Below are 20,933 nucleotides of genomic sequence, written 5' to 3' on the forward strand. Positions count from 1 at the left end.
GAAGAAACAACATAGGCTACTGGCGAGGACGGCAGATGGTTCCTGGGGAGGATATGGATGGCTTCACGCTATCACGAGGTCTATGACGGCTGGAAACGCGACCCGGAAAAATTCTGGGCCGACGCGGCCGAGGCCATCGACTGGTATTCGCCCTGGGACAAGGTGTTCGATGCAGCAGCCGGCGTCTATGGCCGCTGGTTCACCGGCGCGACCTGCAACACCTGCTACAACGCCCTAGACAGGCATGTCGCCGGCGGGCGGGCCGATCAGATCGCACTGATCCATGACAGCGCCATCACCGGAACGGTGAAGAAGTTCACCTATGCCGAACTCAAACGCGAAGTGGTGGCGCTGACCTCGGTGCTGAAGAACCGCGGTATCGGCAAGGGCGACCGCGTCATCATCTACATGCCGATGGTGGCGGAGGCGGCCATCGCCATGCTCGCCTGCGCCCGCATCGGCGCCGTGCATTCGGTCGTGTTCGGTGGCTTTGCCTCACATGAGCTTGCCACCCGCATCGACGACGCGAAGCCGAAACTGATAATCTCGGCCTCCTGCGGCCTGGAGCCGGGCCGGGTCGTCGCCTACAAGCCGCTGCTCGACAAGGCGATCGAGATGTCCCGCCATAAGCCGGACGCCTGCCTGATCCTGCAGCGCGACCAGTTGCGCTGCGATTTGAAGGACCATTTCGACATCGACTATGCCGACGCGGTCGCCCGCGAACGGGCGGCCGGCGCCAATGTCGACTGCGTGCCGGTGCTGGCCACCGACCCGCTCTACATCATCTACACCTCGGGCACGACCGGCCAGCCCAAGGGCATCGTGCGCGACAATGGCGGCCACATGGTCGCGCTGAAATGGACGATGGACAACGAGTTCGGCGTCAAGCCGGGAGAAGTATTCTGGGCAGCGTCCGATGTCGGCTGGGTGGTCGGGCATTCCTACATCGTCTACGGACCGCTGCTGCATGGCTGCACCAGCGTGCTCTTCGAAGGCAAGCCGATCGGCACGCCAGATGCCGGCACCTACTGGCGGGTGATCTCGGAGCACGGCGTGGTCGCGCTGTTCACCGCGCCGACCGCCTTCCGCGCCATCAAGGGACAGGACCCCAAGGGCGAGTTCGTGCCGAAATACGATCTGTCGAAATTCCGCACGCTGTTCCTCGCCGGCGAACGCGCCGACCCCGAAACCATCAAATGGGCGGAGCAAAAGCTCAACGTGCCGGTGGTCGACCATTGGTGGCAGACCGAGACCGGCTCGCCGATGACGATCAACCCCGCCGGGCTCGGCCTCTTGCCGGTAAAATACGGCTCGCCCGGGGTGCCGATGCCGGGCTACGACATCCGCGTGCTCGACGATGCCGGCCATGAAGTGCCCCGCGGGACGCTGGGCAATGTCGTGGTCAAGCTGCCGCTGCCGGCCGGCTGCCTGCCAAGGCTATGGAATGCCGACGACCGCTTCCGCCAAGCCTATCTCGATGAGTTCCCCGGCTTCTACAAGACGGCCGATGCCGGCATGGTCGACGAGGACGGCTATCTCTACGTGATGGCCCGCACCGACGACATCATCAACGTCGCCGGCCACCGGCTGTCGACCGGCGCGATGGAAGAGGTGCTGGCCGCCCATCCCGACGTCGCCGAATGTGCCGTCGTCGGCATCGCCGACGCGATGAAGGGGCAAATTCCGCTCGGCTTGGTGGTGCTGAACGCCGGTGTCGCGCGCGACGGCGGCGCCATCGAGAAGGAGGTCGTCGCGCTGGTGCGCGAGCGCATCGGCCCGGTCGCCGCCTTCAAGACGGTGATAACGATCAAGCGGCTGCCCAAGACACGGTCGGGCAAGATCCTGCGCGGCACCATTCAGAAGATCGCCGACAAGGAAGCGTGGACGATGCCGGCGACCATCGACGACCCCGCCATCCTCGAGGAAATCACGGCGGCTCTGAAGGCGCGCGGTATCGGCGTCTGAGGAGCACTGCCGGCAGATGAGTGGAGATTCAGTTCCGCGATGTTGCGGCGCGGCGAACTTTGTGATGGACGCATCGCACAATCGTTGATTGTGCGATGCAACATTCCGACTTACAGTTCGCGTGGGGGGCCATTCGATGGGATCGCATGGCTCAGCAGAAAACAACGTTCGGCGGCATCGACATCCTGCGGTTTCTCGCCGCCGTGCTGGTCATGGTCTACCACTACGGCTTCTGGGTGTGGGCCTATCCCGACGGCATCTCGGCGCAAGCGACCGGCGGCGTTCCGGCGCAACCTGGTATCGGCGCCTGGGTCGAATCCGGCTGGGTCGGCGTCGAGATCTTCTTCGTCATCAGTGGTTTCGTCATTGCCTTCAGCGCCGAGAATTCGACGCCGCTGCGGTTCTTCGAGGCAAGGGTCAAAAGGCTGGCGCCGGCGGTGTGGATCTGTGCGCCGATCACCGCGGCGCTGCTGTTGCTCATCGGCTTGAGCTGGCCGACCGACGCGGTGGTAAGGCTCGCCCGGACGGCCCTGTTCGCGCCCTATGGTCCGTGGGTGGACAGCGTCTACTGGACGCTCGGCATCGAGATCGCCTTCTACGCCGTCGTCTGGGTGCTGTTGCGGCTCGGCCGCTTCCATCTGATGGAAGCGGTTGCCATCGTCATCGGCCTGGTCAGCACGCTGTTCTGGTGCCTGTACTATCCGCTCGGCTGGTCGGACTTCGCCGAGACGCGCTGGCTGCAGCTCATCCTGGTGCATCATGGCTGTTTCTTCGCGGTCGGCGTGCTCATCTGGCTGATGCGGTTCAAGGCGGTGACGCCTTCGCGCCTTGGCTTCTGCCTGCTGTTCCTCGGCGGCGGCGTGCTGCAGATCGCCAGTTCCGTCGACGTCCACAGCATCAAGGTCGGAGCCATGATGCCCTACGCACCGCCAATCCTGATCTTCCTCGTGGCCATCGCGCTGATGGCATGGTCCCTCAGGCTCGACCTCAGCTGGAGCGGCTGGCGCCGGATAGGCCTGATGACCTATCCGCTCTATCTGATCCACGACGTCATCGGCGCGGCGATGCTCGGCGCCATGGTCCGCGCCGGGCTGCCATATCTCTTCTCGATGGCGATGGTCGCCGCGACCATGATCGCGGCGAGCTGGCTGGTGGCGACCGAAGCCGAGCCGCGCATCCGGCTACTGCTCGACCACACGGTTTTCCGCTACCGGCTTAAGGCAGCGTAGCCGTCCAGCTTCGCCGCCGCGCTTCTTGTCCAGCCGCATAAAGGCGGCGACAGACGGAACTTTGCGTAGTCTCGAAACAAGAAGCGCAGCGCGCTCTCAGGAGATGGTAGGCAACGGCCTATCTCAGACCGCTGTCTTCGACCGCACTTCCGACTTGTCGAGATAGTAGCTCGAGTACTTGTCGAAGAATTTCTCCGATGCGCCGAACGATCCGTATTTGGCCAGCTTCTTCAGGTCGACCTTGTTCAGCACCGCGCCGACGATCTTGTTGGCGACATAGGGTTCGGATTCCAGCATCGAGCGCACCATGGCGCGCGGCGTGCGGCCCCATTCGGTGACCAGCACGAAGCCGTCGACGAGCGGCGCGAAGGCCTTCGCGTCGACCACCGGCCCGAGCGGCGGCAGATCGACGACGATGTATTCGAACGTCTCCTTGGCGTTCTCGATGAAGCGCCGCATGCCGGCCGAGGAGAGAAGCTCGCTGGTGTGCGAGAAATGCCCACGCGACACGGCCGGGATGATGGCCAGCTTGGTCTGCCTGTCGATCTTGCCAACGGACTGCCATGTCTGGCCGCTCACCACCGCTTCCATCAACCCTTGCTCGGCTTCCATGCCGAGGCTGCGGCTGAGGCCCGGATTGCGCAGGTCGCCGTCGATGAGCAGCGTCCTGGCGCCATTGGCGGCGAGCAACCCGGCGAGATTGGCCGCGACCGTCGACTTGCCTTCGCCGGGCAGGACCGAGATCACGCCGATGACGCGGCTGCCTTGCCCTTCCATGACGACATCGAAGGCGATCTTGGCACTGCGCAGCGTTTCGGAGAACATCGATGCCGGAGCGTCGATACTCACCCGCATTCGCGCCCGCCTTTCGATGGCGGCCGGCGATCTGGCGACCTTGAGATCGGGCTCGGCCGGCTTGTCTTCCTTCGTCGGTTTGCTACCGATGGTGGGCAGGTAACCGAGGAATTTGAGGCCGACGCGGTCGCGCACCTCCTCGCCGGTCCTGAAGAACCGTTCGTTGAACTCGTTGAGGCCGCCGAAGCCCGCGCCCATGAGAACGCCGAGCACCAGCGAAAGACCGAGCACGATGATGGTGCGCGGGCTCGAGGCGGCAAGCGGGGTCGACGCATCCGAGATGATGCGGATCTTGCCGACCGGGAAGGACTGCTGCTGGGCGGCTTCCTCGTAGCGGCCGAGGAACGTCTGGTAGAGCGTGGTCAGCGCCGTCGCCTTCTGGTCGAGATCACGCAACTGGACCTGCGACTGGTTGTCGATGGAGCTCTTGCCCTGCGCGGCGGCGACATTGGCCCTGAGCGCGGTTTCGCGCGCCAGCGCCACCTCATACTCGTTCCGGTAGCTTTCGGTCAGCTGCTTCAGTTCGCCGAAGATCTGCGCCGATATGTCGGCCTTCTCCTTGGCGAGCGCCACCGCTTGCGGATGCTGCGGGCCGAAATTCGCCTCGACATCCTGCTGCCGTTTGGCGACGGTGAGGTAGCGTGTCTTCAGCGCCGCGATGACGGAGCTGCTTGGCTGGTCGCTGGATATTGCGGCGTCCTTGAAAGCGTTCTCCGAACCGCTGTCGACGATCGACTTGTATTGCTGGTAACGGGCGCTGGCACGCGCGGTGTCGGCCTGCGCCACGATGAGCTGGGCATTCAGGTCGGCGAGTTGCTTGGCGCTCATCAGCTGGCCGTCGCTGCTGGCGGACAGGCCATGTTCGGCCCTGAATTTCTCGACCGCCAGCGATGCCTGCTGCGAGCTTTCGCGCAGTTCGGTCAGCCGGCCCTGCAGCCAGACCGCCGCGCGCTCGGTGGCGTCGAAGCTGGCATCGAGCTGGTCGGCGAGATAGGCGTCGGCATAGGCCTTCGTGATGGCCTTCGCCAGCGCCGGATCCGTCGCCTGGTAGCCAAGCGCGATGACGTAGCTTCGTCCGACGCGATCCGCCTGGATCTCGTTCTGCAGCTTGAGGATGGCGTAGTCACGGCCGGATGCGGCAATCAACGCGTCGCGCGCGGCGGGGTCGAGCTTGCTGATATCGCCGACGCCCGGCATGACCGGGCTTGGCCGGACATATTGGATCAGTCCGCGGATCAAGCCGATGCCCTGGGCAAGCGCCGATTGCGGCGGGTTCATGAACGCTTCGTTCTGATCGAGCTTGAGCTTGTCGACGACCACGGCGGCGAGCCGCGTCGAGGTCAGGATCTCGATCTGGCTGAGAATCGCCGAATCGGTCTGCATGGTCGTCGACGCCGCCGAAATGTCGTCGACGATCTTGTTCAGCCCCTCATCGATCAGCACGCTGGAGACCGACACGAATTTTGGCGGCGTGGTCTGCAGATAGAGCATGCCCAGGAAAAGGCCGATGACGGCGCACACGCCAACCACCTTGGCCTGCCGTGCGGCCATGCCAAGCAGCCGCTCGATATCGATGAAGTCGTCGCCGTCTCCTGCGTCCGAATTCGGCAATGGCATCCTCTTGTCGAGAGGAAAGTTGGCATAATTCATCTTCGGTCCAATTCTGGCTTGTCTCGCTCGCAGGCCCCAGAAAGATCGGGAGCATTGGCGGACGCGACACACGCTTGGTGCCGGACAGCGCGGAGCCGGCCGGCCCTTCCGCCGTCAGCCACCCGACAATACTCCCGAAAGATGGGCATTATGCGGCTTCTTCCTGGCGTTCATGCGTCCGGACGAACTCCCGGAGCATCTCGAAAACCGGGCCCTTCATGTCGTCGCGCGCCAGCGCGAAGGCGATATTGGCCTGGATGAACCCTTCCTTGGAACCGCAGTCGAACATGCGGCCCTTGAAAGGCTGGGCAAAGAATGGCTGCTCCTGCGACAGGCGGACCATGGCGTCGGTCAGCTGGATTTCATTGCCGGCGCCGCGTTGCTGGTTGCCCAGAAGCTGGAAAATCTCGGGCTGCAGGATGTAGCGGCCGTTGATGTAGAAGTTCGACGGCGCGTTGGCCGGCGCGGGCTTTTCGACCATGGCCGTCACCTCGAAGCCGCCGCCAATGTCGGCGCCACGGCCGACGATGCCATATTTGTTGGTCTCGGTGGGATCGCAGCGCTCGACGGCGATGACGTTGCCGCCGGTCTCGGCATAGAGGTCGGTGATCTCGGCCAGGCATCCGCGACCGCCGAAGGAGACCATGTCAGGCAAAAGCAGGGCGAAGGGCTCGTTGCCGATGACCTCGCGCGCGCACCAGACGGCATGGCCGAGGCCTTGCGGCGATTGCTGCCGGATGAAAGAGGTGGCGCCGGCCACCGGCAGCATGCTTTCGAGCGCTTCCAGCTGTGTCTTCTTGCCGGTCTGCTCCAGGGTTCCGATCAGTTCCGGATGAAGGTCGAAATAATCCTCGATGACCGCCTTGTTGCGGCCGGTGACGAAGACGATGTGCTCGATCCCGGCCTCGAAGGCCTCGTCCACCGCATATTGCACGACGGGCCTGTCGACCACCGGAAGCATTTCCTTCGGCATCGACTTGGTCGCCGGCAGAAACCTTGTTCCAAGCCCCGCCACCGGTATCACGGCCTTCCTGATTTTCTTCATCGCAAATTCCTTCTGAGGAGATCGACTTCAGTCCATTCACAGGCCACGAAAAATCCCTCCATGTGCCTGCATCTTCACCTCCCCACCCCCACGGCAAACTGTGCCGCTACTCGTCGCAACCGCACGGCGATCGGCATGCCCATGTGCCTGACCGCCGCCGGGTCGCTGAGCGCCGTCCGGATCGCCTTGAGCGGGGACCGCGCCTTGATGTGCTGGACCATCGCCAGGAACGAGGCCGCCTTGCGCAAGCTGCGGCCGCGCCGGGCGAAGGCTGCCTGGGCCTCCTCGTCCATCCGATGGGTTTGCGCGAATTCGGCATCCGCCTTGCGCATCGCCTCGACATGATGAGGCTCGAGCACGCGCGAGATCGAACCACTGCGGATATGATAGGCATAGCCGATATCAGGCTCGACCACGCATCTGCCGCCCATGGCCAGGGCTTCGGCAAAAAGGATGTAGTCTTCGCCGATCCTCAGTTCCTCGTCATAACGCAGCCGGTTTTCGTCGAGGAAACTGCGCAGGAAGATCGGCTTGAGGTAGCCGAGATTGAATTTCGATTCGAAGACGACATTGCCGGCGATGTAGGTGGCCAACGAAATCTCGCCCAGGCCTTCCAGATACTGGCGCGGGAACATCGCGTCCTCGACCACGCCGTCCTCACGGACGACCTCGAGATTGTCGACGGCGATCTCGGCGTTCGCCCTTTCGGCGCGGCCGATCATGGCGGCGATACGGCCGGGAAAGACGGCGTCGTCGGAATCGAGAACCGCGATCCACCTGCCCCGGGCGGCGTCGAGCCCGGCATTCCTGGCCCCGCCGGGGCCCCTGTTCTTGTCCAGCGCCAGGACGCGCACGATGTGCTCGGGATAGGCCCGCGCCGCATCGAGCGTGCCGTCACGCGACTTGTCGTCGACGACGATGATCTCGAGGCTGACACCCTTCTGGGCGATGGCGCTGGCGATCGCCCGATCGAGGGTTGCCTCGGCGTTGTAGGCGGCAATCACAAAAGAAACATCGGGAACGGAGGAAACGTCAGGCGGCACGCTTGCCTCCTTCCCCTGGTGAAGGCTGGCCGTAGAGGCGCAGTTCGCGGACACCGACAAGGCCGCTGACGACGCCGACATGCATGATGCCGCGCAGCACGCTGCGGTTCCTGCGTATCGGGCTGGCGACAACCGGAAGGGCGGCGGCAAAGCAATAAGCGGCCTTTGCCGCGGCAAGGGCGGCCTGCTTCACCCGTGCAATGCCGCCGGCGTCGCGGCCCAGGAGATGGCCGTGCGTCTGGCCGACCCGGAAACGGCGGCGGCTGAGCCAGTCGAATGCCGCCCTGGCCCGTGGCACGGCCTCATCCACCCATGCCTCCGGCGCAAACGCGATCCGGCCGCCTGCCTTGTGCATCTGGTCGAAGAATTCGGTGTCCTCGCCGCCGGTCTGGCCGCGCGCCAGGCTGAAGCGGCGGCCGCGCAGGCTGTCCGACCCCATGCGCAGCAGGACGTTGCAGGTGTAGCCGGTGCGGATTTCGCCGCGCACTCGTACCGGCAAGGTGGAATGGAAATCGCCGCGGCGCATCCAGTCCGGCGCATCCGGACGGTAAAGCGCGCGCACCGGGCCGAGCACGGCTGTTGCACCGCTTTCCTCAGCTGTCGCGACCAGCTCGGCCAGCCAGCGGGCGGTGGCGGTTTCGTCGTCGTCGATGAAGGCCAGGAAATCCGCTTCGCTGGCATCGAGGCAAGCGTTGCGGGCAATCGAGATGTTGCGCGCCGGGCAATGCCGGTAGCGGACCGTCAGCTTCAAGTCCCGTGACAGCGTCGCCACCAACTCCCTGGCGCTTGGCGTGTCGTCATTGTCGGCGACGATGACGCCGACCTCGAAGCCGTCAGGCATGGCAAGCGCCGCAAGCGAGCGCAGCGTCTCGGCCAGTTCCGGCCGCCGGAACGTGCACACGCCGATGTCGATGCGGCGGTTCCTGGTCTCAACCGCCATCACACCGCCCTCCGCCGTGCGCCGAGGCCGAGAAGCTGCAGCCAGAAGCCGACGGACCAGCCGAAATGCATGACCATCGCCGAGACGCCGGCAAGCGCGATATCGGCATTGCGCTGGCCGATGGCCGTCACCAGGCCGTAGCCCAGGCACACCGCCACCCACAGCAGCAGCGGCAGCGCCGCAATCCAGTGCACGAACGAGAAGGCCGCGAGAAGGACCACCGGGAAGACCGCCAGCGGCACCATCTGCCTGACCTTCGGGATCACCCGATGTTTCAGCACGTTCTTGGCCCGACCGCGGCCATAGCCGAGATACTGGAAATAGAGGCCGCGCAGCGAGGTGCGCGGATAATAGACCATCTGCGTCCTGCCGCTCATCCAGATCCTGTAGCCGGCCTGCCTCAGCCGATAGTCGAGTTCCGCATCCTCGTTGTGGCTGAACGTCTCGTCATAGCCACCGACGGCCTGGAAGGCCGATATCCGCATCAGCGCGTGATGGCCGTGGTCGACCCATTCTCCGGCGGAGAGGTGGCGGTGCTTCGAGCCACCGGTGCCGAGCTTGGAATTCTGCGCCGCCGCCGCCGCTTTCTGCACGGTGCCGCTGCCGCTGGTCAGCATCGAAACCACGACCGAATCGGCACCGGTGGCCTGCGCCTCCTCGACCAGCCGGTCGCAATAGTCTTCCGGATAGCCGCCATGGGCATCGATGCGGATCAGATAGTGCGCGCCCTCGCCAAATCTGGCCACCGCCAGGTTGATCGCGGCGCTCTGGATGCGCTTTTCATTGTGAAGCAGCACGATGCGCGGATCGTTCTTCTGGCGCTCGCCGACAATGGCGAGCGTGCCGTCGGTGCTGCCGCCATCGGCAACGACGATCCGCGCGCCAAGCCGTTCCGCCGCCGGGCAGAGCTGGTCGAGCAGCGCACCGATATGTGTTGCCTCGTTGAGACATGGGATCACGATCAGGCTGGGGGCAAGCGCTTGCGTCATCGGGCGATGTCCATCCTATGCCAAGGCTTCGGCTGCGAGGGGCTCGCGCATGGTGGTCAGGCGGCGCAGTTTTTCGACCAGGGCGCTGCAGTCGCCGCGATCGTAGCTCCACATCCTCGGATTGTGGGCCAGCACGCGCATCTTCAGCCTGCCGAAACGGTGCTGCTCCATCCCGCCAAGCGCGGTTTCCAACGCCTCGGGCGTGGCCTGCGGCAACAAAACGCCGATATCGCGCTGCCGCAGGAACCGTCCGGTCTCGGTGTTGTCCATCGAGATCGGCACCGCGCCGAAGCGGCAGCCTTCATAAAGGCGGTTGGGCAGCAGCCATTCGGAGTTCTGTCCCTCCTCGAAGAAATCGATCGCCCAGGAGAAATGGACGTCCTGATAGATCGCCGCCATGTCCTCCGGATTGCGATACGGCCCGCCAAACGACAGGTAAGGTTCGGCCTCAACGAAGGCATGGAAATCCGGGAATTCGGAAAGTGCCGGACGGCCGCGCAGCACGATCTCGAACCGGCCCTCCATGCGGCGCGTGAACCCGGCAAGCAGTTCGAGCGAGCGGCGGCAGCGCAGCGCCCCGAACCAGCCGATCCGCCATGGCGGGGCTACGGGTCCTTCGACCGCCTCAGGCTCGCCAGGCAGAACAGCCGCTGCCTCGAAATATTTGTTCTCGACCAGTTCCACCGGTGCCGCGACCTGGCGGAAGGGCCTGAAATAATTGGCGATGAAGGCGGGCGAACTGGTCACCAGCAGCTTCACGTCGCGCGCCAGATGGCGCTCGGTGGCGCGCAGCGCCTTGCCCAGAGCATCATCGCGGAGCACCAGGCGGTGAATGTCGAGGCATTCATAGACGATCGGGACCGCGGCGCCGAAAGCCGACCTTGCCCGGCGCGCCAGCGCCAGCATTTCCAGATTGCGCGCGATGATGAGATCCGGCTTCGGCATGCGCTTGAGCTTCGAACCTATCGATACCGCTGCTTTCGCCACCGCCGTCAGGCGCTGCGCGAATCGGCCATCACGCGTCGCGCCAAGGTCGATGGGCCGCAATCCTTCGATATCGGCGACAGGGGCGGCGGTACGGCGGAAGCCCGCCAGGGTGACCCGGGCGCCACCTGTCCGGAGCATCGTGATCCGTCGGCGAACCGCCGGGTCGGAAATATCGTGCACCAGGTACAAGACATGCAGCATGAAAACTCGACCGCTGTTTGACCCACCCAGGGAAAGCCTAGTACAGCTCTTGCTGCATCGCAACATTTTTGGCACGGCGATCCACGTTTTCTGTTGCACTGCAAAATTATTGCCGTAGTTTGTGGTCGGCGGCGGTTGTGGATTTCGGGCCCCGGAATCCGCGCAAAGATCAGGAATCCTGAATTTGGAAGCCAATCCATTCGATCCGCCGGAAGGCTCTCTGCGCAAATCGGTCGGCCGCGGCGCCGTCGTGACCGCCATGGCGCAGTCGGTGCGGGTCGCCACGCAGATCATATCCGTCATCGTGCTGTCGCGGCTCTTGTCGCCGCAGGATTTCGGTGTCGTGGCCATGTGTGCGCCGGTGCTCGCCTTCATCGCCCTGTTCCAGGATTTCGGCCTGACCCAGGCGACGATCCAGAAGACAGGCATCCGGCACGAGGAGGTGAACTACCTCTTCTGGATCAACGTCGCCGTCAGCGCCATCCTGGCCTGCGTGCTCGCGGGCGCGGCACCCCTGGTCGCTGCCTTCTACGGCGAGCCGCGTGTCGCTGGCCTGGTGGCGGCATTGGGGCTGCAGATCCTGGCTTACGGCCTGGGCGCACAGCATCTGGCGCTGCTGACGCGCCGCATGCAGTTCGGCCGCCTGGCGATCATCGACGTCGCCGGGGCCGTGGCGGGTCTGGCGGTATCGATTGCCTGGACCTTCATCGACCGCTCCTACTGGGCGCTGTTTGCCGGCACGCTGACCGGGGCGGTGCTTCCGACGCTCTGTTACTGGGCAAGCTCGCGCTGGCGCCCGGGCATGCCGCGCAAGGTCGCGGGCATCAGCGAGCTGATCAATTTCGGCGCCGGCATCACCGGTTTCAATTTCGCCAATTTCTTTGCCCGCAATCTCGACAACGTGCTGATCGGCAAATACTGGGGCGAGGCCCAGCTCGGCCTTTACGACCGTGCCTACAAGCTGCTCCTGTTCCCGCTCAGCCAGATCACCAATCCGCTGTCGAAGGTGATGGTGCCGGCGCTGTCGCGGCTGAAGGACGAGCCGGACCGCTATCGCAGCGCCTATCTGCGCGTCATGCCGCTGATCCTTTTGGTAGCGCTGCCCGGCGTCGCTTTCGCCACCGCCATGTCCGATGTGCTGATTCCCTTCGTGCTCGGCGAGCAGTGGCGCGCCAGCGCCTCGATCTTCCTGGCGCTCGGCTTTGCCGGCCTGCTGCAGCCGCTCAACAATCCGGCGGGCTGGCTTTTCGTCAGCCAGGGCCGCTCCGGAGACTTCATGCGCTGGGGCATCATCACGGCGGTGACCTCGGTGCTTGCCTTCGCGCTCGGCCTACCCTACGGCGCGCTCGGCGTGGCGGTCGCCTATGCGGTCAGCGAGTATCTGCGCACGCCCTTCCTGTGGCTCTATGTCGGCAGGAGCGGACCGCTGCAAGCCGGCCATGTGCTGCGCGCGGCAACGCCGTTCGTGCTTGGCGCGCATCTGGCGCTGGGCGCGGTCTGGCTGGTCAAGCCGATGCTGCCGCAGCAGCATGTCGTTGCCCTGGCCAGCGGCGCCATCCTGGCCTACGCGATCACCATCGTCGTCGCGCTGGCATTCGCGGCCGGACGCGAAGCCTTGCGGGAGGCCTTGAAAATGCTGCCTGCAAGAACGCCGGCGGCGACGCCGCGTGAGGCGCAATAATTTCGGCGCCTTTGTCGTCTAACCCTATCCCACCCGAGCATCAGGCCTGATCCATGCACTACCGATCGATCTCCGACATGAACGACGCGATTGTGAGCAACCTTCACCGGCTGCCGCGCGACATCGACCTGGTGGTCGGCGTTCCCAGAAGCGGCGTGCTGGCCGCGACGCTGGTCAGCCTTGCGGCGAACATTCCGATGACCGACCTGGATAGCTTCCTGGAAGGCCGGGTCTACACGTCAGGCATCACCAAGCGCAGGGCCGCACTCGACCGCAAAGTCTCGGACATGCGCAAGGTGCTGGTGATCGACGACAGCGTTTCCGGCGGCAATGCCATGCGCGACGCCCGTGCCCGCATCAAGGGCGCCGGCATCGAGGCCGACTACACCTTTGCCGCCGTCTTCGGTCTGGAGCCCGAGCATCAGGAGACCGATCTGGTGTTCGAGGTCGTTCCGCATCCGCGCATGTTCCAGTGGAACTTCATGCATCACAAATTCCTGGCGCAATGCTGCGTCGACATAGACGGGGTGCTGTGTCTCGATCCGACCGAGGCCGAGAACGACGACGGGCCGGCCTATGAAAAATTCCTGAGCGAGGCGCGGCCGCTTCATGCCGTGACCCAAAAGATCGGCTGGTTGGTCACCAGCCGGCTCGAGAAATACCGTGCGTTGACCGAGGCGTGGTTGGCCAAGCACGAGATCCAGTACGACAAGCTCATCATGCTCGATCTGCCGAGCAAGGCGGAGCGCCAGCGGCTTGGCGCGCATGGCAGTTTCAAGGCCGATTTCTATCGCAAATCCGATGCCATCCTGTTCATCGAAAGCGAGCATGCCCAGGCGCTGAGGATCACGGAACTGTCGGGCAAACCGGTCCTGTGTGTCGAAACGCACATGGTCAGTTTTCCCGATGCGCTGTCGCTTCCGGCCCTGGGCCAAGCCGCGCGGAACCTGCCGGCAAGGCTGCGCCAGGTCAACTCGCAAGAAGGCCGCAAGAGCGCCGCCAAGACCATCGCCCGCGCCCTGCTTGGCGCGCGCGGCTATGAAACGCTGAAGAACCGGGTCAAGCGCCCAGCCTGACGCGGCGCGATCGGGTCGCTGTTTGACTAAGCGGCCTGGCGCGCGCTCTGCTGTGCCGCCCTGTCCAATATCGAGAAGAAGGTGACGAACTGACGGTCGGGGTCGAGCTCCGGCCGCCCGGCGAAGCTGCGCGCGAGGGCCGAGACCCGCTCATATTCCTTGTTGTCATTCCACAAAAGCCTGACGGCGGCGACCCAGTCGGCGAGCGGAGCATCATAGTCGAGCACCGCGCCGCCAGGGCCGATCGCTTCGGGCAGGCCGCCGCGGCGGGAGCCGACGACGGGAATGCCGCTGCAATGGGCCTCCGAGGCCACCCGCCCCCAGGCCTCTTCCCATTTGCTGGGCGCCAGCAGGATCCGGGTGCGGCCATAGACCGTCTTCATGTCGCTGGTGCGGCTTTCCAGCGTGACATTGCCGAGCGGCGCGATCGTCTGCTCGATGCGTGCCCGGTGATCGTCCGCCAGTTTCCAGCTTTCGACGAACAGGAAAGGGATTTCGGGGCACGCGCCGGCGATGCGCACCGCAAGCTCGAAGCCCTTTTCCTCATATGGGTTGATCAGGGTGACGAACTGGCCCGACGTCGGCGTGCTGTAGTGCGTCGGATTGATGGTCGGCGGGATTACGGTTGTCTCGATGCCGAACTCCCTGGCGTAGGTGCGCGCGGTGAACTCGGAATTGGCGATATAGAGCGCCGAGCCCAATTCGCGCAGGTCGCCTCCCAGTTCGTGAAACTCGACATTGCGGAGATAGACGACCAGCGGCACGCCCTTGGCCTGCAACGCCTTGCCGAGCGGAACCGATTTGTGACACTGGACCACCGCGACATCCGGCTTCACCCTGTTGACGGCGAAGGCCGCCGCCTCCCAGGGGAACCATGCCCGGATCACCGGGTAGCCGGGAAAACTGTCGACGACCGCGGGCTGGCGCAACAGCTTCATCTTTGCACGCGCCTTGAAGCCGAAGACACCATCGCCAAACAGAGCGGCGAGCACCGCGGTCTCATGCCCATGCTCGATCAACTGCTGTGCCAGATGGTGAGTGCTCGACTGGACGCCGCCGCTGAACTCCGGTGGGTAGCCATTGCCGCCTGCAAAGAGAACTTTCATGATCCCGGCTCCTCGTCTATCCATTTCAATGCCTCGGCCCATGAAGGCCCGCGTCCAAGGCCGCTTCAGGCAGTCTTTGGCGGATCAAGCGTCGCGAACGGATTTGTGCATGACTGCCATCCGGTGAACCGGATGGGATCATTGGGCGAACCGCGCCAGGCGTAGTCCGTCAGCATGTGGAATTCGGCAACAACCCAGCGGTCGAAATGCCCGAGGTCGCGCTGCTTCTGTTTTGGCAGCAACTGGCGTGCCTGACCGAGCTTCGCCTTCTCGAGCAAGGTGACGGCATCGCTCAGTTTTTCGCTGGGAAACATTCCCGGATTGCGGTTGCGGAACTCGAGCACGAACTGCTGCAGGTGCTCGATGCGCATGTTCAGCCTGCCGAGGTATTTTTCGAGCGTGACGCGAACCAGGTCCTCGTCCGAGAACGAGGACACGGCCGCGTAGGCCACGCCCGTCGATGCAACTCCGCCTGCCATGATGGCCAGTGCCGAACGCCGCGTGATTTCGATCATCGCATACCTCCCCTCACGCCATCCGGCTCGCTGCCCGCAAGGACAGAGCTGCCGCGGTCAGGCTCGGATTGGCGCAGGAACAGCTGGGATAGGTACTGGTGCCGACGACAACCAGGTTTCTCAACCGGTGATGGATCATGTTGCTGTCGATCACCGAATCGGCCGGGCCGGTGCCCATCCGCAACGTGCCCTGGACATGCGATTCCGTTGGCCGGATCCCGCGGTCGAACAACCGCTCCACCGGTAGCGGGGCAAGCAGTCCAGGCAATTTCTCAAGCGCCCGGGCCATGCCTTTGACCGCGTAGTCCGACGGTGCCTTGAAGCTGACGAAAGCATTGTCGTCCTCGTCGAGAGTGACGAAATTCTCGTGGTCGAGCAGGTTTTCGGTGACCACGACCAGCGGCAGCGCCTGGCGCAGCCGCCCCTTCTCGGCGCGCATCCCGTGCTGCCAGCGGTTCTCGAAATAGACCAGGGCCGCCGCATGCTCGGACCGGTGCGGACCGTCATAGAGGCCGAAATTCAGGCCGGTGGTGATGGTGCTGCCGTCGAAATTGTCGACGCCGTCGAGATAGACCTCGAAATTCCAGCCATAGGATTCATGCAGGCCGCGCCCGACGAATTCATCTCCGAGGCCGGAGCGCAGCATGATCGCCGCGCTCTGGATGGCATTGGCGCCGAGAACGAAGAGGTCGCCGCTGGCCTGATATTCCTTGCCCTCATGGACGAAGGCGACCGAACGCACCGTGCCGCCGACATGGTCGAGCCGCCGCACCTCGGAGCCGAGGCAGACCGATACGTCGGGATGCTCGAAGACATGCATCAGGCCATTATTGGCGGTGAACTTGGCATCGGCCGGGCACAGCCAGCAACGCAGATTGGCGCAGCAGGAGCTGCGTTGCGCGGTCGGCACGCGGGCCCGCGCGGTCGGCATGACGAAATGCTGGTCGGGCTGGGCCGCCTTCATCATCCTGTCCGGCGTCGACATGCGATGCGGCGGCTGCGGAAACGGCCTTGAGCGCGGCAGCATCGCCGCCATGTCCGGATCGCCCGAGATCGACATGATGTCTTCGGCGTCGCAATAGAACGGCTCGACATCGTCGTAGCTGATCGGCCAGTCATTGCCGATGCCGTAGGTGCTTTTCAGCCTGAAGTCGTTGGGATGGAAGCGTGGCGTCTGCGCGAACCAGCAATTGGTCCCGCCGCCCAGCCCGATCGTGTAATTCCACGGCTTGTCGGAATTGGTCTTGTAGGTCGTCTCGTCGTCGATGTCGGTGTTGACGTTCTGGTCGAGCTGCCATTGATGCGTGTTGTGACGGCCCCATTCGAGGACGAGTATGCGCGCCTTACGCCGCCTGGCGAATTCATGCAGGAAGAAAGCCGAACCGAAGCCGGAACCGATCGCGACAACATCGAAATGATCCTTGGTGACTTGCTCGGGCTTGACGTCCAGCACCATCAGTTGCAACTCCTTTCCGCGCCGGGCGCAGCCGTAGGGTCGAGCGGTCTCATGCCGCCATTCTGCCGATCGAGTGATATTCGATGCCGTGGCGCGCCACGACCTTGGGATCGTAGAGGTTGCGGCCGTCGAAGATGACCGGCGTGGTCAGTGCATCCTTCAGCGCATCGAAGGACGGTGCGCGAAAACTCTTCCATTCGGTGGCGATCAGCAGCGCATCGGCGCCGCGCAGGGCCGCTTCCTTGGTACCGCACAGCATCAGGTCGTCGCGCAGCCCGTAGATGGCCTGGCATTCCTGCATGGCCTCGGGGTCATAGGCCTGCACGTTCGCGCCGGCCTTCCAGAGCGCTTCCATCAGCACACGCGCTGGCGCCTCGCGCATGTCATCGGTGTTGGGCTTGAAGGCCAGGCCCCACAGCGCGAAGGTCTTGCCCTTGAGGCTACCCTTGAAATAGCGATGCACCTTGTCGAACAGGATGGATTTCTGGTCGTTGTTGCGCTCCTCGACGGCGCGCAGCAGCTTGGCGTCGAACTTGACGCCCTCGGCGGTCTTGATCAGGGCGCGTACGTCCTTGGGGAAACACGAGCCGCCATAGCCGAGACCCGGATAGATGAAGTGATAGCCGATGCGCGGATCGCTGCCGATGCCCTTGCGCACCTCCTCGATGTCGGCGCCGAGCTGTTCGGCGAGGTTCGCCATCTCGTTCATGAAGCTGATCTTGGTCGCCAGCATGCAGTTGGCGGCGTACTTCGTGAATTCGGCGCTGCGCACGTCCATCACGATCATCTTCTCGTGGTTGCGGTTGAAGGGCGCGTAGAGTTCGCGCATCACCGCCTCGGTTTCCTCGCTGTCGGTGCCGACGATAATGCGATCCGGCCTCATGCAGTCGGCGACGGCAGAGCCCTCCTTGAGGAATTCAGGATTCGAGGCGACGTCGAAGCTCAAATCGTCGCGGCCTCTTTTCTTCAGCGTCTCGGCGATCCTGGCCTTCACCTTTTCACAGGTCCCGACCGGTACGGTCGACTTGCCGACGACGATCTTGGCGGCATCCATCTCGCGGCCGATGGTCTCGGCGACCGCCAGCACATATTTGAGGTCGGCCGAACCGTCCTCGCCGGGCGGCGTACCGACCGCGATCATCTGGATTTCGCCGTGCCTGACGGCAGCCGCCGCATCGGTGGTGAACTTGATGCGGCCAGCGGCATGGTTCTCCCTGACGATGCTTTCAAGGCCTGGCTCGAAGATCGGGACGAAGCCCTGGTTGAGCCGCTCCACCTTGCTAGCGTCAATGTCGACGCAGACAACCTGGTGACCAACCTCGGCAAGCACCGCCGCCTGTACGAGGCCGACATAGCCAATTCCAAACACCGTCAAGTTCATTCGGTTTCATTCCCATCCAGGGCCTGGAGCCGTTTTCGGTCCGGCCGGTTCAATTCGTCTTTCCCAACTCTTTTAGGCTGCAGACCAGCGATTCCGGAAACTGGCAGGGCTGGCCGAGCGCGGTGAAGGCAACGCGCTCTACCTGCAGCGAAAGCTTGCGGCCCGGATCGGCGAACGCTCCCATCCAGCCCTTCATCGTCTCGCTGCCCCAAAGGCTGAAGAAAATCTTCTGCGCATGGCTGGGCAGCTTGGCGGGAGAGGTGATGGTGTTCACCAACTGACCGTTGAGGTACCAGCGCAGACTATCCTTCTCCCATACGAAGGCATAGTCGTTGAAGGCACTGTCGGTGCCGCCGGCCACGTCGACCAGTTTCTCGTTCTTGCCCTTGCCGTTGATGTAGGCGTTGACCTGCACCTTGGACGTGTCCTTGGTCAGGATCTCGAAATCGATCTCATCCCAAGGCTGCTTGTCGGACGGGCCGATATAGGAGAAGAAAGCCGCGTTGAGGCCGGGGCCCGTATCGGTTTTCATCCGTGCCTCATAGGTACCATAGCCGAAGCGCTGCTTGGTCTGGATCTCGCCGCAAGCGAACTCGCGATCCTTGGTCTTCTGCTTCGCGAAACCGAGCGAAAGAACGCCGTCGGAAAGCTCGACCAAGCCTTTCGACCAGGTGCAATTTTGATGGCTGCCGTTTGTCCAGCCGTCTGAAACGTACCAGCGCTCACGGTCGAAACTTTTGAAATCGTCGACGAAAGAGGGCGCGGACTGGATATCCTGCGCATGAGACGGGGTTGCCGGCAGGCTGCCAAGAGCGGCGAGCAGCAAAGCGGCCGCCAGACCGGACCGGCAGCCGAAATGCCGGATTGAAGGGGCGTCGATTGCTGTCGTGGACATGGTTTTTGGTTCCGAACTCATGACAAACTCACCTTTGCGCTGTGTCCCCAACCCAAAGTCGACGTTTGAACCGCTTCCAAACGGGCCAACCTTGACCTCTTCAATCACCCTCCCGACTGCCAAACTTGCATTACCTCCGTCGTAACGGTCCCGTGCCGCCACCTTCACCCTCGGCCGGCTCCCGTCTGCCTGGCCGATTCGACCGCAGCCGGCGAATCGGCGTCCGCATTCTCGTCGAAGACCGCATCCAGCGAATGACGGAGCTCGCGCATCATGCCGCCCTGGCGCGCCAATGCCGCGATGCGGCGCTCGCTGTTCAAGATCGACTGCGTCAACGCGCTGACCTCGGACGAGCGGCGGTCGGAGGCGGAACCATTTTCCATGGCTTCAACGAGGAAAGCCGCGTTGGTCGCCTCCTTCTGATAGCGGCTCTCCAGGCCGGTTTTCTCGGCATCGATTTCGGCCGCGATCTGCTCGAACAGCTTCGCCAGCCGGTCGAGACGCGCAACATCGGTCTGCCTGTCGCGGACCGGATCCCTTGATCTGAAGCCGAATATCGAGGCCATGAACTTAAATTCCCGTCATCGCTGGCTTTTTGGGCCGGCTTTCTGGCCGGGCCACTGGCCAATCCCCGCAACCGGGGCTGAAAACTCGTACCGCGTCGTCCACTCCTCCGCCGAAGAGAGACTTCGGACCAGTCCGATCGGGGGCCAGTTCGGCTGGTCGTTCAGTTTGCTGCACCGCAACATAGACTGCCATCCCCGGAGCCGCGAGGCAACCACCCAATTCGTAAACTCATAAATCCGATCGAAATGGTTGCGTGGTGGGCGGGCGGCGGGCCGGCAAGAGCCAACGCTCCCGCACCTTACCGTGCCTTGCCCGTGCTGGTTCCGGCCATCAGGAAACGCAGCGGCGGCACGTGTTTGTTCCTGGACACGAGGCCAACGCTGCGAAACAGCGCCTCGAGTTTGTCGGATGCCACGCCCTGGACGATGGGAAAGAAGTTGGATTGGCTTGCGAAGGCATAGGCCGCGGCCGAAGCCAGGCCCCGCTCGGCCTTCACGTCGAGGAAATTGCGCAGCCGATATTTGTCGCGCACATGCCTCTCGTGCCGCCGCAATACCGCCTTGGACCCTTCCGGCAGGCTGTCGATGGCCAGCAGCGCCAGATCGGCATCGGCCAGTCGCTTCAGATCCTGCGTCTCGTGGCGGCCGCTGAGCGAATCGGCTCGCACGATAGCGCCGTAGCCACAGGAACGGATGACCTTGAACCGGGCCCCGTGGGCGACCGCCCGCGCGTAAAGCTCATAGTCCTCACCCAGTCGCAGGCTTTCGTCGTAGCGCAATCCATGGCCGTCGAGGAAGGCACGGCTGATCACGGGCTTCAAGAAACCGAGTTCGCCTCTTTGCACGCGGCGCCTGGAGATGTTGCCTTCCACGAACCGTTCGAGATTGAGGAATTCGGGATCGGCGGCAAAATCCGGGGCGACGATCTTGGTCGCGTCGCCGGTCGCGTCATCCCTGATGAGCATGATGTTGTCGGCGGCGAAATCCCAATCGGCGCCGGCAAACAGGTTGCGAAACCGGCCATTGAGGAAGAAATCGTCGGCGTCCAGAATGCTGACGAACGGCGCTCGTGAGCGGGCGATCGCGGCGTTGCGGGCAAAGGATGGACCGCGATTGACGTCGAGGCGCATCACCGAGAGCCGGCCGCTGCCGTCGTCGGCCGAGCGGGCGACCTCGGCGGTATTGTCGGTAGAGCCATCGTCGACGACGACGACCTCCGCCACTTCCGGTTCGCGCAGCGCGGATGCGATGGCAACCGCGATCGTGCGCGCCGCGTTTTTGGCCGCGATGATCACGCAAACCTCGGATTTCGTCATCGACATGGAATTTGCCTCTTGCACAGGTTTCGTTCTG

17 protein-coding genes are annotated in these 20,933 nt (G+C 63.7%); 4 read left to right on the forward strand and 13 right to left on the reverse strand.

Annotation, left to right across the window (positions count from 1 at the left end; translation table 11 throughout):
• Positions 1 to 57 precede the first annotated feature (57 nt).
• Together EN824_RS29960 and EN824_RS29965 are read left to right on the forward strand one after the other, a co-directional pair.
• Positions 58 to 1,965, forward strand: coding sequence for a propionyl-CoA synthetase (locus EN824_RS29960; protein WP_135862304.1), 1,908 nt, complete (start codon positions 58 to 60; stop codon positions 1,963 to 1,965).
• Positions 1,966 to 2,111: 146 nt separating this feature from the next.
• On the forward strand, positions 2,112 to 3,194 hold the full coding sequence (locus EN824_RS29965; protein WP_127279768.1) for an acyltransferase: 1,083 nt from the start codon (positions 2,112 to 2,114) through the stop codon (positions 3,192 to 3,194).
• Between the two features lie 123 nt (positions 3,195 to 3,317).
• Here EN824_RS29965 and EN824_RS29970 read toward each other — a convergent pair whose 3' ends face one another.
• The 6 genes from EN824_RS29970 to EN824_RS29995 form a co-directional block, all read right to left on the reverse strand.
• Positions 3,318 to 5,699, reverse strand: a complete 2,382-nt coding sequence (locus EN824_RS29970; RefSeq protein ID WP_127279769.1) for a polysaccharide biosynthesis tyrosine autokinase — start codon at positions 5,697 to 5,699, stop codon at positions 3,318 to 3,320.
• 148 nt (positions 5,700 to 5,847) lie between these two features.
• The gene (locus EN824_RS29975; RefSeq protein WP_127279770.1) at positions 5,848 to 6,744 is read right to left on the reverse strand and encodes a UTP--glucose-1-phosphate uridylyltransferase; all 897 of its coding nucleotides are present in this window, start codon (positions 6,742 to 6,744) and stop codon (positions 5,848 to 5,850) included.
• A 74-nt stretch (positions 6,745 to 6,818) separates the two neighbouring features.
• Complete coding sequence (locus EN824_RS29980; RefSeq protein ID WP_135862307.1) at positions 6,819 to 7,787, reverse strand: glycosyltransferase family 2 protein; 969 nt, start codon at positions 7,785 to 7,787, stop codon at positions 6,819 to 6,821.
• Positions 7,777 to 8,727, reverse strand: a complete 951-nt coding sequence (locus tag EN824_RS29985; RefSeq protein ID WP_127281152.1) for a glycosyltransferase family 2 protein — start codon at positions 8,725 to 8,727, stop codon at positions 7,777 to 7,779. The genes EN824_RS29980 and EN824_RS29985 overlap by 11 nt, the downstream gene beginning before the upstream one ends.
• Complete coding sequence (locus EN824_RS29990; protein ID WP_127872992.1) at positions 8,727 to 9,716, reverse strand: glycosyltransferase family 2 protein; 990 nt, start codon at positions 9,714 to 9,716, stop codon at positions 8,727 to 8,729. Before EN824_RS29990 ends, EN824_RS29985 begins: the two co-directional genes overlap by 1 nt.
• Positions 9,717 to 9,731: 15 nt before the next feature.
• Positions 9,732 to 10,904 (reverse strand): glycosyl transferase family 1, encoded by a 1,173-nt coding sequence (locus EN824_RS29995; RefSeq protein WP_127279648.1) that lies wholly within the window; start codon positions 10,902 to 10,904, stop codon positions 9,732 to 9,734.
• 184 nt (positions 10,905 to 11,088) lie between these two features.
• On the opposite strand from EN824_RS29995, the gene EN824_RS30000 reads away from it, so the two are divergent.
• On the forward strand, positions 11,089 to 12,585 hold the full coding sequence (locus tag EN824_RS30000) for a lipopolysaccharide biosynthesis protein (RefSeq protein ID WP_135862310.1): 1,497 nt from the start codon (positions 11,089 to 11,091) through the stop codon (positions 12,583 to 12,585).
• A gap of 53 nt (positions 12,586 to 12,638) precedes the next feature.
• Complete coding sequence (locus tag EN824_RS30005; RefSeq protein ID WP_127872989.1) at positions 12,639 to 13,661, forward strand: phosphoribosyltransferase family protein; 1,023 nt, start codon at positions 12,639 to 12,641, stop codon at positions 13,659 to 13,661.
• Positions 13,662 to 13,687: 26 nt separating this feature from the next.
• Here the strand turns inward: EN824_RS30005 and EN824_RS30010 are convergent, their stop codons facing one another.
• From EN824_RS30010 to EN824_RS30040, 7 genes are all read right to left on the reverse strand, one after another.
• Positions 13,688 to 14,767, reverse strand: a complete 1,080-nt coding sequence (locus EN824_RS30010; RefSeq protein ID WP_135933018.1) for a glycosyltransferase — start codon at positions 14,765 to 14,767, stop codon at positions 13,688 to 13,690.
• 65 nt (positions 14,768 to 14,832) lie between these two features.
• Positions 14,833 to 15,282, reverse strand: a complete 450-nt coding sequence (locus EN824_RS30015; RefSeq protein WP_127872987.1) for a hypothetical protein — start codon at positions 15,280 to 15,282, stop codon at positions 14,833 to 14,835.
• Between the two features lie 13 nt (positions 15,283 to 15,295).
• Positions 15,296 to 16,738, reverse strand: a complete 1,443-nt coding sequence (locus EN824_RS30020) for a GMC family oxidoreductase (protein ID WP_135933019.1) — start codon at positions 16,736 to 16,738, stop codon at positions 15,296 to 15,298.
• A gap of 49 nt (positions 16,739 to 16,787) precedes the next feature.
• Positions 16,788 to 18,119: a UDP-glucose/GDP-mannose dehydrogenase family protein gene (locus EN824_RS30025; protein WP_127872985.1), complete on the reverse strand. Its 1,332-nt coding sequence runs from the start codon at positions 18,117 to 18,119 to the stop codon at positions 16,788 to 16,790.
• A 49-nt stretch (positions 18,120 to 18,168) separates the two neighbouring features.
• The gene (locus EN824_RS30030; protein WP_127873040.1) at positions 18,169 to 19,035 is read right to left on the reverse strand and encodes a family 16 glycosylhydrolase; all 867 of its coding nucleotides are present in this window, start codon (positions 19,033 to 19,035) and stop codon (positions 18,169 to 18,171) included.
• 143 nt (positions 19,036 to 19,178) lie between these two features.
• A complete protein-coding gene (locus EN824_RS30035; protein WP_127872984.1) occupies positions 19,179 to 19,580 on the reverse strand; it encodes a hypothetical protein in 402 nt (133 codons plus the stop codon).
• A 299-nt stretch (positions 19,581 to 19,879) separates the two neighbouring features.
• A complete protein-coding gene (locus EN824_RS30040; protein ID WP_127872983.1) occupies positions 19,880 to 20,902 on the reverse strand; it encodes a glycosyltransferase family 2 protein in 1,023 nt (340 codons plus the stop codon).
• Between the last annotated feature and the right edge of the window lie 31 nt (positions 20,903 to 20,933).

Source organism: Mesorhizobium sp. M8A.F.Ca.ET.181.01.1.1, from assembly GCF_004792025.1.
GTDB lineage: Bacteria > Pseudomonadota > Alphaproteobacteria > Rhizobiales > Rhizobiaceae > Mesorhizobium.